Annotated in this window: 17 protein-coding genes; 7 read left to right on the top strand and 10 right to left on the bottom strand. The window is 56.5% G+C overall.

The window, feature by feature from the left end:
• Positions 1 to 73: 73 nt before the first annotated feature.
• The 6 genes from ACMGFG_RS23220 to ACMGFG_RS23195 form a co-directional block, all read right to left on the bottom strand.
• The gene (locus ACMGFG_RS23220) at positions 74 to 457 is read right to left on the bottom strand and encodes a hypothetical protein (protein ID WP_436932667.1); all 384 of its coding nucleotides are present in this window, start codon (positions 455 to 457) and stop codon (positions 74 to 76) included.
• Positions 458 to 490: 33 nt separating this feature from the next.
• Positions 491 to 1,374 (bottom strand): IS1595 family transposase gene (locus ACMGFG_RS23215; RefSeq protein WP_136361201.1). Its coding sequence is split into 2 segments (ribosomal slippage): positions 491 to 912 and positions 912 to 1,374, totalling 885 coding nucleotides; the frame shifts between segments, so codons are not numbered across the junction.
• A gap of 10 nt (positions 1,375 to 1,384) precedes the next feature.
• Positions 1,385 to 2,128 carry a DUF5677 domain-containing protein gene (locus ACMGFG_RS23210; protein WP_436932666.1) on the bottom strand — a complete coding sequence of 248 codons (744 nt, stop codon included), beginning with the start codon at positions 2,126 to 2,128 and terminating at the stop codon, positions 1,385 to 1,387.
• A gap of 42 nt (positions 2,129 to 2,170) precedes the next feature.
• A complete protein-coding gene (locus ACMGFG_RS23205; protein WP_436932665.1) occupies positions 2,171 to 2,899 on the bottom strand; it encodes a recombinase family protein in 729 nt (242 codons plus the stop codon).
• 144 nt (positions 2,900 to 3,043) lie between these two features.
• Positions 3,044 to 3,241, bottom strand: a complete 198-nt coding sequence (locus tag ACMGFG_RS23200) for a hypothetical protein (RefSeq protein WP_436932664.1) — start codon at positions 3,239 to 3,241, stop codon at positions 3,044 to 3,046.
• Positions 3,242 to 3,243: 2 nt separating this feature from the next.
• A complete protein-coding gene (locus tag ACMGFG_RS23195; RefSeq protein WP_436932663.1) occupies positions 3,244 to 3,486 on the bottom strand; it encodes a hypothetical protein in 243 nt (80 codons plus the stop codon).
• Between the two features lie 475 nt (positions 3,487 to 3,961).
• Between ACMGFG_RS23195 and ACMGFG_RS23190 the strand changes: the two genes are divergently transcribed.
• Positions 3,962 to 4,300, top strand: a complete 339-nt coding sequence (locus ACMGFG_RS23190; RefSeq protein ID WP_436932662.1) for a hypothetical protein — start codon at positions 3,962 to 3,964, stop codon at positions 4,298 to 4,300.
• Positions 4,301 to 4,438: 138 nt separating this feature from the next.
• The gene (locus tag ACMGFG_RS23185; RefSeq protein WP_436932661.1) at positions 4,439 to 4,855 is read left to right on the top strand and encodes a hypothetical protein; all 417 of its coding nucleotides are present in this window, start codon (positions 4,439 to 4,441) and stop codon (positions 4,853 to 4,855) included.
• A gap of 348 nt (positions 4,856 to 5,203) precedes the next feature.
• On the opposite strand, the gene ACMGFG_RS23180 is transcribed toward ACMGFG_RS23185, so the two are convergent.
• Entirely contained in the window at positions 5,204 to 5,845 is a 642-nt protein-coding gene (locus tag ACMGFG_RS23180; protein WP_436932660.1) for a hypothetical protein, read from the bottom strand.
• A 38-nt stretch (positions 5,846 to 5,883) separates the two neighbouring features.
• On the opposite strand from ACMGFG_RS23180, the gene ACMGFG_RS23175 reads away from it, so the two are divergent.
• Together ACMGFG_RS23175 and ACMGFG_RS23170 are read left to right on the top strand one after the other, a co-directional pair.
• On the top strand, positions 5,884 to 6,294 hold the full coding sequence (locus tag ACMGFG_RS23175; protein WP_436932659.1) for a hypothetical protein: 411 nt from the start codon (positions 5,884 to 5,886) through the stop codon (positions 6,292 to 6,294).
• Complete coding sequence (locus ACMGFG_RS23170; protein WP_436932658.1) at positions 6,276 to 6,563, top strand: hypothetical protein; 288 nt, start codon at positions 6,276 to 6,278, stop codon at positions 6,561 to 6,563. Before ACMGFG_RS23175 ends, ACMGFG_RS23170 begins: the two co-directional genes overlap by 19 nt.
• A 246-nt stretch (positions 6,564 to 6,809) precedes the next feature.
• On the opposite strand, the gene ACMGFG_RS23165 is transcribed toward ACMGFG_RS23170, so the two are convergent.
• Together ACMGFG_RS23165 and ACMGFG_RS23160 are read right to left on the bottom strand one after the other, a co-directional pair.
• Positions 6,810 to 7,214 carry a hypothetical protein gene (locus tag ACMGFG_RS23165; RefSeq protein WP_436932657.1) on the bottom strand — a complete coding sequence of 135 codons (405 nt, stop codon included), beginning with the start codon at positions 7,212 to 7,214 and terminating at the stop codon, positions 6,810 to 6,812.
• 247 nt (positions 7,215 to 7,461) lie between these two features.
• Positions 7,462 to 7,992: a hypothetical protein gene (locus ACMGFG_RS23160; RefSeq protein WP_121821070.1), complete on the bottom strand. Its 531-nt coding sequence runs from the start codon at positions 7,990 to 7,992 to the stop codon at positions 7,462 to 7,464.
• 320 nt (positions 7,993 to 8,312) lie between these two features.
• On the opposite strand from ACMGFG_RS23160, the gene ACMGFG_RS23155 reads away from it, so the two are divergent.
• The 3 genes from ACMGFG_RS23155 to ACMGFG_RS23145 all read left to right on the top strand — a co-directional run bounded on the left by ACMGFG_RS23155 (position 8,313) and on the right by ACMGFG_RS23145 (position 12,673).
• Positions 8,313 to 9,686 carry a restriction endonuclease gene (locus ACMGFG_RS23155; protein ID WP_436932656.1) on the top strand — a complete coding sequence of 458 codons (1,374 nt, stop codon included), beginning with the start codon at positions 8,313 to 8,315 and terminating at the stop codon, positions 9,684 to 9,686.
• Positions 9,687 to 9,987: 301 nt separating this feature from the next.
• Complete coding sequence (locus ACMGFG_RS23150; RefSeq protein ID WP_436932655.1) at positions 9,988 to 11,076, top strand: DUF4268 domain-containing protein; 1,089 nt, start codon at positions 9,988 to 9,990, stop codon at positions 11,074 to 11,076.
• Between the two features lie 160 nt (positions 11,077 to 11,236).
• On the top strand, positions 11,237 to 12,673 hold the full coding sequence (locus ACMGFG_RS23145) for a hypothetical protein (protein ID WP_436932654.1): 1,437 nt from the start codon (positions 11,237 to 11,239) through the stop codon (positions 12,671 to 12,673).
• Between the two features lie 89 nt (positions 12,674 to 12,762).
• On the opposite strand, the gene ACMGFG_RS23140 is transcribed toward ACMGFG_RS23145, so the two are convergent.
• Positions 12,763 to 13,320, bottom strand: a complete 558-nt coding sequence (locus ACMGFG_RS23140; protein ID WP_436932653.1) for a DUF7342 family protein — start codon at positions 13,318 to 13,320, stop codon at positions 12,763 to 12,765.
• Between the last annotated feature and the right edge of the window lie 243 nt (positions 13,321 to 13,563).

Here is a 13,563-nt window from a genome sequence, read left to right as displayed (position 1 = left end):
TAGACGGTACAAAGCTCACCCGGTCGTGGTCATCTCCACGGCAGATGCTCTGCAAGGAAGAGTCGTTGGTAACTTATGATACTCGGGGTTCGGCACCTGCTTCTCGAAGTCCTGAGAGTAACTGGTCAACAAGCCAGAAGGAGTCGGCGATCTCCCCTGTCAACCCGTCTATCGCTCGGAAATACATCTCCCAGTATGCCTGCCAGTTTTCATCGTCCTCCAACACCCTCAACGCCCTTGTTGTTTCGAGAAGCATGATGGACGTTAGTTGTGCAGGGTCGGTGAAACCGATATCCGTACGGCCAGCCATGAGAATCTCCTTTTCGCCACTCATATCTTCCTCGTGCAATCCAAGGTTGAACAGCGTCCCCTTGGAACCGGCGTGGATTGCATCACAGGCCAGCGCGTAGAACGGGAGGTACTTTTCCAATCCGCTCTCTTTTATCAAGTCCCTCACCGTCAACTTGCCGCCAGTATAATCGACAAACGCTCATCCCGATACATTGTAACATAGGAGTTTCTCGAACCAATCTTCGGGTGAGTTGAGCTTCAGTGCAAGGAAGTTGAGATACTTCTGAAGATGATGCTTCGAGACACCCCTGAACTTCGCCAGCCACTGGCGAAGGAAACTGTGGCGGTTCTCGCAGGTGTTTGTGTGGGCATCGCCGATGACATAGGTGTCGGAGTGGGTGACGGCCAGATGGCCGTCCACCCCCTCCTTGTTCTCGATACCATCGTAAATCGAGTAATCGTCAGTACAGAGGATGACGCTGCCATCGCCATACTCAGCGATGTCTTCGTCGGTACCTTGGAGATTCTTGCAGACGAGAAACCGAACTCGTCCGTCGGAGCGACGGACGAGTGTCAGCACTGGCGGTTTGTCTGATTCGAATCGTCCTCGTCCCTTTTTTTGAGTCCGCGCTCGCGCGGACTCTCATCTTCGTCTTCGATCCCCTTCTCGCCGGCTGTCACGTAGACTTCGTCAGCTTCACAGACCTCGTACAGTTCAAATTCATCGATCTCCCCACTCACGTCTTGGACTTTGTGGACAAAGTTGAGAACAGCTTCGTAGTCTCGGCCAAGGTCACGAGCGATCTGAGCGGTCGGCTCAGATCGCATCTCCTTGATGATGTAGAACATCTCTTCGAGTTCGAAGCGATGCTGACCGAAAATCGTGTTCGTGAGGTCGTTGAAATACGTCTCACACTCCTTGCACCAGTGCTGTTGGGCGTCTTTACCGGTCGTCCCTCGCTTCACAACGTTGTCGCTCTCGCAATGGACACACGTCACCGTCTCGCCGAAGCGGGCGAGACGGAGACGTTCAAAACATCGCTCACGTGATGGTAGGAAGACTTGAGCGGACTCCTCATCCATCGTTGACTGGTCATTGATCCGCCATCCAAATTGATGTTACGACTTGTCGAGATGAGCGATCGACAAAATCCACTGCCCATCCGTTGTACTCGTCGAAGTCCTCACCGAACTGTTCCGTGAGTTCCTCGGTTCGCTCCTCAAGTTTCTCTACCGTTTCTTCATCGACACTCTCGAAACCAAGGGCATCCATGTACTCCTCATGGTCGTTCTTGACGCGAAAGAGGTCTTTAGCAGTCTTGAATTTCAGAAACCGCTCACCTGCTTCTTCTCCCTTGTCTGCGATGATGGTGGCCACGGCAGCTATTTCGTACAGAGTTCGCCACCGAGCCATGGCTCCGTCCGGATATCCGGCCCGGAGTAATCCAACGACCTCTCTGCTCACTCGAAGTGCCCGAACATGGAGCCGCATTAGCGCATCAAACTGGTAGTTTTCCCCCTTCTCATCAACGTCGGCCATCGTTTCGAAGTGGTTCCTTGCTTTTTGGTTCAGAACGATGAAGAAGTCGAGAAAGTCGAGAGCGTGACCCCACGTGCTGTAGATGCTGGACTCCATCCGTTGCCGTCTCTGTCGTTCCTCTTGGACGGCCACGTCGTGCTTTTTGGCGAGTTCATCAAGGAGGGCGTCTACACCGCTGTCAAGTATTTCTTCCTCAGCTTCATCGGTGATCTCACCGTAGGAGTCGGCTTTGTCGGAAACGTGGTTGATCACTGGATGAAGAACGTCAAGATACCAATCCGCATCATCCTCGGCCATAGGAGGCCATTCAGAGTCGACCCGGGTAACAGTTCCCTCGAATCAGTCTTCCCCGAGTGGGTCGAGTTGCTTCTCGCCGGCACGAACCTTTTCGCGCTCGATGCGCCACTCATCGTTGTCGAACTCGACGTTGTAGTTTTTCTCGGAGCGGTCAAGGATGGACTCGATAGAGCCCCCGGGAATATCGAAGAACTCGGCGGTGCCCTTCTTTTGTCTGCCCTTCCGCACTTCCTTGATGAACTTCTGCGCTCGGAGATACTCGTCCGGGACTTGGGAAATGAACCCGTCCGCGTCCCGCTCGTAGCCGAACGGAACGGCACCGACGTGCTTGCCCTGCTCGATGGCGCGGTCGATACCTTCCTGCACGCGTGACCGGATCATCTCTCGCTCGGCGTCTGCAAACACGATCATCATCTTGAGCATGATCTCCTGCATCCACTCGTCGCGCCCGACGGTGCCGATGGGCTGGTTGACGAGATCGACATCGATGTTCTTCTCTTTCAGCTCCTCAACCAAGTCGGCCAGCTCGGCAAACGACCGACCGAGTCGGTCGAGTTCGCTGGCGGCCACGACATCGTACTGGTCGATCTCGCTGCGGAGCTGTTGGTACTGTTCCCGGGAGACCTTGGCGCCGGACTCGTCGATGTCGGCGTACCACGTGATGTCGTGATCTCCGTAGGCGGTGAGGATTGCTTGGTGTTGTCGGCTGGGGTCTTGGTCGTCGGTGGAGACCCGCTTGTACGCTGCGACATTCAATTGATTTTCTGACATTTCTTGGCAGGTCAATCTAATCGGGTTTCGCACTTAATGAATGGGGGATTTCTGGTTGGGTTGAATGCCATTTGCCAATCCACTCGAAACGCGCCGCTAAACCCCCCACTCGTTGGTAAGTCAACTCGCTCAGTCCGACCGCGTCTATTCATCGCTGGCGGGGTGGTGATCGGCTGCCTCACCGCGAACCACATCGTCCACATCGATGTGATCACGTCGTCGGCAGTCGTCGCAGACGACGCTGACGCCTGTCTCAGGGAAGCTGATGCTGATGGTCACATCGGACGAGCCGCACGAGGGGCACCGCAACCATGGAGCGAGAAGTTCGACGATGGCCTGCATCTCTACTCCACCTCGATCTCATCGAGCAGCTCCATCAACTCGCGTTGCTTCTGTTCGACCAGCCACTCCATCTCGTCGTCCATCTCATCCAGCGCGAGACGGTGGGAGTGAGCGATGAGCGTGTTCAGGGCCGCGAGATAGTTCTGCATCTCGGTCATCCTTTCCACACCTTCATCCGACCGCTCGTACTCGAGCAGATTCCGCTCCACGATCTCCAGCCGCAATCCGAGGTCGTCGTCGATCATATCTCGAGGAGTCCGCCGCCAGTTGAAATAAGCCGGCATCGGCGCAGCATCCACGTCCGGGGTTCCCGAACAGCTTCAGGTGGTTGTTCTACCCGGAGCATTTCGTTGGTAAGTCATCGAGAGCCTGTTGCCTTCCCCGTTCTTCCGTTTCGTCCAGCACATCGTGGATATCGGCTTCGCGCAACTCGTCGCTCGCGGCCCGTCGCAGTTCCTCGACGCTGCTGTGGCACATGCATCAGTCCACGACCGATACGGCACTAAATGTATGCATTCCTATGGTAGAAAGCTAGTTGTCTCCGTTCGTTGGTAAGGAATGGTTCACGCGGGAGAACAGCCGGGGGTATTTCGATATGAGAACCGCTTGACGAGCGAAAACCGACGAGTGATTGAAGTGGGGTGAAAATCAGCTCCGGGTCAATCCATTTCATCCACATACGTCACAACGTCCTCATCCAGCACCTCAGCCACCTTCTCGATGGCATCCGGTATCTCCTGCAGTAGCCAACAACCACACTCCGGGAAGATCAGGCTCCACTATGTGGATAGTACAGCATCAGCGACGAGCAGTTCGGCTACGGACATACTCATCGTGAAGACCGCACCACGACACAGCCGCGTCCGAGAGTACCGCTTCGGCTGGCACGATGGGGCTCGGGCACCGCGTCCCGGGCCTCTGACTGGGCACGCGGTCGAGTACGCCCGCAAACAGGTCGATGGAGCGGTGCTTGATCGACGGCTGGGCGAAGGGCAAACGCGTTTGACCGACTTCACGGAAAGCGTCGACGACCGGGCGAAGGTTCACGTCGTCGCGTGATGGCGAGTTCCGACTGAACTTTCCCATTTTCGTATTATATCAATACACCCCGAGACAGTGCGGTTAAGTTCCTCACACGACAAATTTCAAACACGACTTGGATGCCCGTAGACGATCCGGATGAATGCAGCCGCAACCATGTCCGACAGCAACGATATCCCGGACGACTTCGTTGACGATCGAGATTTATCCGACGATGCGATGGGGTACAGCGAGATTCGAGAGCGATTGGACGAGGTGTTCGTCGAGGAACACGACGTGGAGAAGTATGGGCCTGACAGCGGCAACCTGTCGGTCGCCAACTTCGTGTGGCTGACCGACCTGTGGTCGTCCGCGACGATTGAGATAGAGGCGGACGGCGGTGAGATGCCCGTCCGACTCGACGCCTACCCGCGCGATGGCGTGATGGCCGTCGAGCAAACGTTCCCCGCCGACGCGTACGGCAGCGCGGCCTACGTCGACATCGACAACGCGGTGAAGCGGGCGTTGACCGACGTGGCGGACTGGGAGTCCAGCCGCATCGTCCACGACGATATGGCCGGCCTCTTCGACTGAACTCCAACCGCTTCCTCATTTATTCACCCACTCGAAGAACTCACCACAGCGGTGGAAAACGACCGCCTAGGCGTAATCAGGGCCATACTCGATGTTGTCGACCACAAGGTCAGGTTCCTTCTCGCATTCGCACATCTCCACTCAAGGCCGGCAGCCGGCGACTCCTACCTTCTACCCGCGTCCGGGTGCCCCGGGTGCAGTCGGCGGCGCACGAAGTCTAGATCCAAGATGCACGCGAAGGGGGCTGCACGGGGAGGGGGTCACAGGGAGGCTATGCATAGGCGCGTCACGCACTATATGTCGCGGGCGAGCACGCGATCCCGCGACGTCTGGTAAGTGCTGGACGGGCTACTCGTCGAAAATGTTCTCGCGGGCCATACTGCCCTTCCCGAGAATGAACGAGGCCGAGTAACTCTCCTTATCTACCCAACTGCGATTCCCGTTCCACTCTGTGACCTTCGTCTCCTCCACCACATCGTCATCAAGGAAATCCATCACCGAGTCGATCACCTGCTCCGCCTCGATCTCGCTCTTGCATCCGTCGAGTTTCAATTGCTTGTGTGCTAGATCCATCATGCGAATACGCGAGAATTCGACTCCAGACCGGTCGATGGCGTCGATGATCTCGTGCGCACGCTCGATGTCCTCCTCATCATCCCACTCATCCTCAACGCGTTCTCTACCCTCTTCGAGCAACTCACCTCGGATTTCCTCGAAATCATCGACCGGTCGCACCCGCAGCTCGTCCGGCTCGCCCAATTCCTGTAAGTCGTATTCAAGACCGAATTCGTGGGTGAAATCGGACTTTAGCCAGCCGCGCAATTGCTCCACGCTGTAGGTCGCCGGTATGTCACCCTCTCCGAACCCCTCGATCCACCTTAGTTTCACCCACACCGACTCGTCTTGCGGTTCTGTCTCCACTATCCAGTCGTACTCCCGTCGCATCTGCTGGCGGATGTTCGCGGCAAGCGTGTCCATGTCGGTGGACATACTCGCACGATTATTGTGGTTCCATTCGTGTAAAGTCGATGATGGACTTGTCGAGAAACCACTCGATCAGGAACTATCCCTACGTCTTCGACCACGAGGCGAGGAGGTACATCGGTGAGCGACACAACCTGCTCCCCGAGCTGGACTCCAAGTCGTACGTGTTCGGCAAGGGGACGGCGCACGCCGCCGGCGAGTGGAGGATAGAGTCCGAGGAAGATGTGCTCGAGGAGGTGATGGATGAGTTCACCGAGGTCATCAGGGAGGGGGAGGTGACTCGGAGACTGCTTCACGCCCGGTTGACCGAAGACGCGCCCGAGGTGACTCCAGAACACAGGCGGGAGTACGAAGACCGGTATCGTGAGAAAGTCCAAGAGGTCGGTGAGGAGTTGGATCTGGAGGTTCTAGAGGACGAATCCTGTACCTGTCCGGTGTGTTCATCGATACGATGATGCCGCGGGTCAGAGGGTACTGCCGCGATCTGGGCCTGAACCCGCTTTGGCCGATATTGTACGATGCACACACGGACAGGGAACCCGAGTTCAACGACGTGCTCGACATCAGTCAACTGGCCGTGGCCGCACCGTACGCCGACATCGTTGTGACCGAGCAGTTCTTCGCCGGGATGCTGCACAGGTTCGATGTTGGAGACGCGTTCGACACGGAGATATACCAAGACGTGGACGCCTTCAGACAGTTCTTGGAGGAGACTCTTGATTGACCTCGAAACAGTTCGTTGGTGAGGAACCGGTTTCGAGGCAGAACAACCGGGGGTATTCTAGAACATCAATCGCTCGACGACCGGAACCGGACGAGAAATTGAAGTGAGTGAAAATCAGTCCCGGCTCGTTCCATCACGGACAGAGTGGGATGGGGCCGAGTATCGTCCCGCTGGTGTTCGCGTACGGGTTGACGTGAGCGGTCGCTGATATGAACATCGTGGAAAATCTGCCTCGATGACGGATCATTACTCGCGGGGATCGCCAACGGGGACGTCACCGTACTCCGGACAGGTCACCCACCCCTGTCCGAAGGCACCGCCGAGTCCCTCGTCAGGTCGCCACTCGTGTTCCTCGCCACAGTTTGGGCACTCGACCACAGGAGGATCGATCTCGATCGCTTCCTTGCGAATGTAGTGGTTGCCCTGATAGGAATCGCAGTGCTGGCAGACGTTTCCCCACACCTCTTTTTCGAGGGTGTTGCTGTAGACACGTTCGACAGGGGTGTCGTAATTCGCAAGGATATCTCCAATTGGTGTATCGAGATGATCGTGCCGCGGCCAAACAACAGGAGTATCCTCGCCACACTGCCAACACTCCGTCTGCCATGTCAGCAACTGGTCAGGATCGACAGGAAGATCATCGGGAAGCATCTTGACTAAGATTCCTCAGCACAGTATTTGATTGCTATCATCAGAGCGAATGGTCGCACATCAGCATTTACAGTACAGTTAGTCATTGAGAGTGTTAGGGAACTCTTGTTACGGAACTCAGTACGGTTCTTGTAACCAAATTGTCTCTGACAGTACTATAGTACTGAAAAACGGTTGCACTCTGAATCAGAGGATGGAAAAATCACCTCAATGTGATGAGTGACTTCGGTAAGTACAAGCACTGAGTTTACCAGTCTCCTACACCGTTCTCCACGCGGTATTTCTGATAGTATGCCTTCTCGACAGTACGAAGGTCAAAGTCGCCGGGATTTCGATCGCGGAGTTCTGCCAGAATCTTGGGATAATCGGTGACTCTTATTGTCCTGTCTTCTCCGAAGAACTCGTCAAGGATGTACCGGTCACCAATACCGTAATTCTCGGGATCATAGAAAGTCAGTACCACAGTCGCCGTCGCTGGCCCGATACCCGGTATTGATTTCAGGGTCTTCAACTGTGTTGTCGGGTCATCAATCAGTAATGCGGCCTCGGTTACACGCTGAACGAACTCATCGGGAACAGTACTGACCCTCTCGACGTTACCACCCCTTCGTCCCGGCATACCGTTCAGTTTCCATTGAACTACCTCTTGTAGTTGGTCTCGGGTCAGAGACGACTGGTCTATCAGTACCTTATGTATGCGCTCCTCAATTGCCTGAAGATCCTCGTCATAGGCCTCATCATACCTTTCGCTCCAACTCCGAATATCATCAGTGTCCATATTATCTACTTACCCATAGTCGGAATAAGTATCCACCACCTCTTTGTCCACAGACCCTCTCGTATGGTTGAGCGGCCTGACAAGGACGCGAGCCCGGCTAAAATAGCGGAATAGATAGAACGGGACTTTTGCGAAGGTGTCGAAGAGAGTATTCGAAATACCGTAGAGGACATCGGGAAATACGATTGAACATAGCGAACAGCCACTAACTATGCCCTAAGCGAGGGTATGAGCGAATCCTGCTTGGCCGTGGGAACGTTCTATGATACCCACACCCACAAGCAAATCCATATACCTGATACGTACTACGATTGTAAGTGATGAGCGACGCGGAACTATTAGACGACCTCTCCGGCTTCGAGTTTGAGGATTTGATGGAGGATGTTTTCCGCAATCTCGGCTACGAGAACGTTCGACAGGCCGAACGTACAGCCGACAAGGGACGGGATATCCTTATGGAAGAGGTCGTCGACGGAACGCGTCGCGCAGTCGTCGTGGAGTGCAAGCACACCGGTTCGGTCGGCCGGCCCGTGGTGCAGAAACTCCACTCGGCGGTGTCGACGTTCGACTTCGACGGCCCCAAGCGCGGTATGGTCGTGACGACGGGGCGATTCACTGCTCCGGCGCGGGAGTATGCGACCAACCTCCGCGAGGCCGGCGATCCTCATCCCATCGAACTCATCGACGGCACCGACCTGCGAGAGATCGCCGACGAGATCGGCCTTGATCTCTACAACGGCCGCATCGAGATCATCTGTGACGAGACCCTGCGCCCGTTCGATCCCACCAGCGGTGTCGATGCTCCCGTGCGCGAGGCCTTCCGAGACATCAACAACATCGACGCGGGCGAGATACCAACGCCTCAAGCACGGGCGGAATTCCAGCCGGTCGTCCTGATCACGGCAGATGTCGATGCTGTGTTCGAAACGTCGGTTGGCGTTATCCACCGCATCGACGAGACCGATCGGTTCGTCGTCCACGCTCGGCGGGGACGGCCCGACATCATGGAAGGAGCAGTTCGCAGGCTGATCGAGGAGAACAGACGCCAGACGACCGAGTTGGAGGAAGAGGAATTCGCCGATGTGTTCGATGCCATCGACGTTCACCGGTTCGGCCAGACGGAGACCGAGTACAGAGACTGGGCTGTCGACCGACTGCGGGAGCGTCACACCACGACGGTCTCCTACACCGGAGACAACAACGTCACCTACACCAAGACGTGCGAGCCGAATCAGTCGGACATCTCCGTGCAGTCGATCACCCCGATCTATCTCCCGGAGATCCGCCAGACAACACGTCTCCAGCAGTACGAGTATCCCTATGAGTACTATGCCGCTGGCCCGTCACGCGTGACGGTCGAGGATGGCATCCATCGGTGTGTCCACTGCGAGACGGCCGGACAGGATACCAACTACACGTTCTGTACCAACTGCGGGAGCATCAGCTGTCCCGACCACACCGAGACGGAGCGGCTGGAACAGGCGCCCGTCTGCACGGACTGTGCCGTCACCGAGCGGTTCGCGTTCAAGACGAAGTACTTCTACGACGAGGAGAATCTGGAAACGTTCCGTGCCGAGTACGAGGAAATGCCGCTTCACGAGAAGGCACGCGAAAATCCTCCGTTGGTCGCCGGTGTACTGGTTTCGCTACTTCTTGTACTCATATTCGGTCTCGTCAGTGCAGGCATCATCTGACTGAGGAAGAATCCTCCTCGCAAATCGATCTCGTTCAAGTGTGTTGTTTGCCGTCGAATCGCTCTGTGAGCTGATCCCTTTGGGGAGCGACTCGGCAAAATAAGGTAGTTCAAAATACCCTATTTCTAACTACCTTATTCGATGCCAGTACTGTCGTAACCCCGGGTCGCTGGCACATAAGCGCATTCGGCCCTCTATCGATGATTTCCTCTTATCGATCAAACTGCACTCTGTATCCCCCGTTCCGACTCGTCTAATTGTCAGGAAAGAGTCTTTGAGCGGCCGCTCACAGTTATCGGTAATGTCACTGATCGGATTTCGTCGCGAGGACGGCGAAATTGAATATCTTGAGGAGGTGGAGTACAGCGAGGAGCATCTGGAGGACGACCTCCACGAGGTGATCCACAGCGACCCGCGGTTGGTGATGGGGACACTAACGACCCGCGAGAACGTCGTTCTCGGAAGTAAACTCCAGCTGCCGACCGGCAAAGAGCCCGATTTGCTCGTGTGCGACAAGCGGGGGACGCTCACGACGATCGAGTTCAAGCGCGACCGCTCGCCACGCTCGGCCGTGACGCAACTCTTCGACTACGCGTCATCGCTGGCCCGGCTGGATCAGGACGAGTTCTTCGACCTCACCAATTACGAGTCGCTGGAGGAACTCTACGAGGCCTTTGACCACGAGGAGAATACGGAGTTCGACATCGACGACTTCGAGCGGGAGTTCGCTGAGGGACTGGAGTCACCCCAGCTGATGCTGGTCGCGTACACCATCACCGACGACGTCCGGCGGATGACGCGCTGGCTGCGAGACGCCCACGACCTGAAGATCAACTGTGTCGAATTCGACTACTACGAGCGGGACGATGCCCAGATGTTCGTCCCGACAATCATCGGCGCCGACGAGACGCAAGAGATCAAGGAACGGGAGGCGTCGCCGAAGCAGAAGAAGTACCGGCGGTTCTTCGGCGAGGTACTCGAACGCTTCAAGGAGGAACTTCCCGGCGTCACGAGCAGGAGTGCCAGCAGCGACAGCTGGCTCACGATCCCGGCTGGCCACTCGGATGTCGAATTCGTGTGGCACTTCAAGGGCGATCCCGGCGACAAGGAGTTCCACGTCGTGATGAACTTCCAGCTCAATGATTCTGCGCGGAATGAGGAGATGCTCGAAACGATGCTGGCGGCGATCGAAGACCGTTCGCTCGACATCCCTGAGGAGATCCACGCCGAAGAGTACGGGAGCAGCGGGTACACGCGGCTCTATGTCAAACGTGAGGTGGGTCGACTGGATGACGCGCTAGAGGACGAGGAACTCAAAGAGTGGGCCGTGGATAGGCTGGCGGAATTCCACGAACAGTTGACGCCTGTCTTGGACGAGCAACTGCGATAAGTGCGTCGAGAGGAGATGTCTGCCTCAATTGTGTTGGAGGGGTATGTGAGTTGTCGTGGGAATGACTGCTGGAATGCTGCGGCTAAATTGACGAATCATTCACGGGCGGATAGATCGGGATGATGAGGCCTAAGCAGGACGCCTGACAACCGAGTTATCAATGACAGAGGACAGCGACCCGGACGAGGAGGAGGTCGCATCAGCTGAAGAACTGGTAGAACAAATAGAAGAGAACTGGCGGGAGAAGGTGGAAAAGGCCACACTCGCCGATTGCGAACAAATCCGCGAAGCGGGAGATTATGTCCGCTCGGCGGACAACTGGCAGGACGCTGTTAACCGCGTCACCGACGGACTAGATGTCGATGAAGAGCGGGCAGAATGGCTCGTCGCCATCTACATCAAGATATTCACCGACCCATCTAGGAGCGTCACAGGGTACGGCCTCAACATCGGCGGTAGCTACTACAGCACGGAGGAATCCGTTGAGGAACTCCAACCTGAGACGAGAATCGACTCCGTCGAGGAGGCCGAGGAGTACCTCCGAGAGTACGTCGGCGTACACGCGGACGAGATGGATATTGACAGCGTGACGTTCACTGACGACTTGCCGGACGAACCCCCATCACCCTCTATCGACCTCGACATCGAGTTTCCAACCCCACAGTTCACAGCCCTCACCGAGGCACTGGAGACCATCACAACGTCGTACCACCAGCGGGTGGCCACCCAACTCGCCGCATCGTTCGACTTCAGCAGCTACTTCGACTCTCTCCTCCGTGACGCGTTAGAACCGATCTCCGAACTCGCCGAGCAGTACCGGGAAATTGAGGAATCCGACTTCGAGTTCAAGTGGCTCTCCAACGTCAAGCACGCCGCCTTTATGCAGCTCTACCGCGAGTATCGCGAGGAGGGAAACGAAGCTGCAGCCGAACTCCTCGCCGCCCAACTCAGCGAAGAGGAGGACATCGAGGGCTTCAAGGAGTACTTCCGCTCGTTCGACGAGTACGAAGAACGACAGGAGATCATCGACCAAGCCCTTGACGCCCACGCCGAAGGTCGGTACGCTCTCAGCATCCCCGTAATCCTAAGCCAACTCGAAGGCGTAATCATCGACGCCGCACTCGATATTGGGATCTGGCGGCACGACGAAGATGTGTACGGCGTCAAGGTCGTCGGCAAGGGAGAGGGAAGTCCCAAACACATCTCCGAGATCGACGACGCGTTCCGTGATTATTACCAGAGCCACTTCTGGCCCAATCGCACTGATATCCTGCACGGGGAACGCACTGACTACGCCGACGACGAAATCCTCTCGGCAAAACTCATCTGGCTCCTCTTCCAGACCCTGCACACCGTCGAGAACATCCGGTCGGCTGAGAACCTCGGCGACTACTACATCCTGCAGGCAATATCCGAGGAAGACTCACAGACCATTTCCTCCGTCGCCGATCACCTTGACTATCAAGAGGACTACGTGGCAGATCGCTGCGACGCCCTGCAAGATCAACAAGCTCTCGCAGTCTCTGACGACGAACTAGAACTCACGGAAACCGGCCTCAAATACCTGCACGGAGAGGGTCGCCTCCCTTCCGGGTAGAGCTAAACCGTATAAGCTGCTACCAGTTGCTTCGACGAGACTTCACTACCTCCTTGACCGCGGGATCTCCCCGGGTGCGCAGGGCAGTATCAACCATTGAGAGGTGATGGCCCACCGTGGTCGATTGAGTCGGTGTAGGCCTCGACGGCCTCGGTTGCGTCTGCGAGCGCGAGTGCGGCCCGTGCAAGCTTCAGGTTCCGATACGTCGTCTGCCACTCTGTCACTGCCGCCGCATCCAGTTCTATGTCATCGATGGCCGCGGCGCATGGGGATTCTGCGCCGGTCTGCTCCTCAAATTCCCGGACAGTCTCGCGAAGCTCCGTGACGCGAGCCGAAAGCGTCTCAACATCGACCGAATCGAGGATCTGCCCCGCGCGTTCGAGGACAACCGAGCGGGGAGCGCGTTTGTACCGCGTCCCGTTCTCATCCGGCGGGGTGGCTGTCTTGACGAAGCCCTCCTCGGCGAGGATATCCAGATGCTTGCGTGTAGTCGTCTCCGAGATTAGCGCCCGTTCGGCGATGGTGGCGACCGACTGGGGGTCGTACGTCCGTTTCATCACGGTGCGAACGCGCTCGCCGGGGTTGGTGTCCGCCGCCCACTCCTTGGTAACACGCTTGTTCACGTTGGTGGGACGGTCGTCGGCCATACGTCGTCTCGTGGACGCGGATTAATTTATTTTGGGAGCAGCATACTTGATTTGAACAGGACTTCTTCAGCCATAATGTACGATACGTTGCCTGCATCCATAAGTGAGTCCCCTATATTAAGCGACGCTCTTCTGTAGAGGATTGTTGGTGAGTTGGAGCAGTAGCTGGAAGTCACAGCGGGCAAGGGTGGCGCGGCCGCGCCACCCGACGAACAATGTTCCCATTGCAAACGTTCGTTTCGG

This window comes from Halosimplex halobium, assembly GCF_051414055.1.
Taxonomy (GTDB): Archaea; Halobacteriota; Halobacteria; order Halobacteriales; family Haloarculaceae; genus Halosimplex; species Halosimplex halobium.
The sequence above is the reverse complement of the archived record's forward strand: the minus strand, read 5'-3'. Positions and strand labels throughout refer to the sequence as shown.

Coding starts and splice junctions, on each gene's coding strand:
- ACMGFG_RS23210 (WP_436932666.1), bottom strand. CDS start 2,128: ATGGCCGAGGATGATGCGGATTGGTATCTTGACGTTCTTCATCCAGTG.
- ACMGFG_RS23205 (WP_436932665.1), bottom strand. CDS start 2,899: ATGTCAGAAAATCAATTGAATGTCGCAGCGTACAAGCGGGTCTCCACC.
- ACMGFG_RS23200 (WP_436932664.1), bottom strand. CDS start 3,241: ATGCAGGCCATCGTCGAACTTCTCGCTCCATGGTTGCGGTGCCCCTCG.
- ACMGFG_RS23195 (WP_436932663.1), bottom strand. CDS start 3,486: ATGATCGACGACGACCTCGGATTGCGGCTGGAGATCGTGGAGCGGAAT.
- ACMGFG_RS23190 (WP_436932662.1), top strand. CDS start 3,962: ATGGCATCCGGTATCTCCTGCAGTAGCCAACAACCACACTCCGGGAAG.
- ACMGFG_RS23185 (WP_436932661.1), top strand. CDS start 4,439: ATGTCCGACAGCAACGATATCCCGGACGACTTCGTTGACGATCGAGAT.
- ACMGFG_RS23180 (WP_436932660.1), bottom strand. CDS start 5,845: ATGTCCACCGACATGGACACGCTTGCCGCGAACATCCGCCAGCAGATG.
- ACMGFG_RS23175 (WP_436932659.1), top strand. CDS start 5,884: ATGATGGACTTGTCGAGAAACCACTCGATCAGGAACTATCCCTACGTC.
- ACMGFG_RS23165 (WP_436932657.1), bottom strand. CDS start 7,214: ATGCTTCCCGATGATCTTCCTGTCGATCCTGACCAGTTGCTGACATGG.
- ACMGFG_RS23160 (WP_121821070.1), bottom strand. CDS start 7,992: ATGGACACTGATGATATTCGGAGTTGGAGCGAAAGGTATGATGAGGCC.
- ACMGFG_RS23155 (WP_436932656.1), top strand. CDS start 8,313: ATGAGCGACGCGGAACTATTAGACGACCTCTCCGGCTTCGAGTTTGAG.
- ACMGFG_RS23150 (WP_436932655.1), top strand. CDS start 9,988: ATGTCACTGATCGGATTTCGTCGCGAGGACGGCGAAATTGAATATCTT.
- ACMGFG_RS23145 (WP_436932654.1), top strand. CDS start 11,237: ATGACAGAGGACAGCGACCCGGACGAGGAGGAGGTCGCATCAGCTGAA.
- ACMGFG_RS23140 (WP_436932653.1), bottom strand. CDS start 13,320: ATGGCCGACGACCGTCCCACCAACGTGAACAAGCGTGTTACCAAGGAG.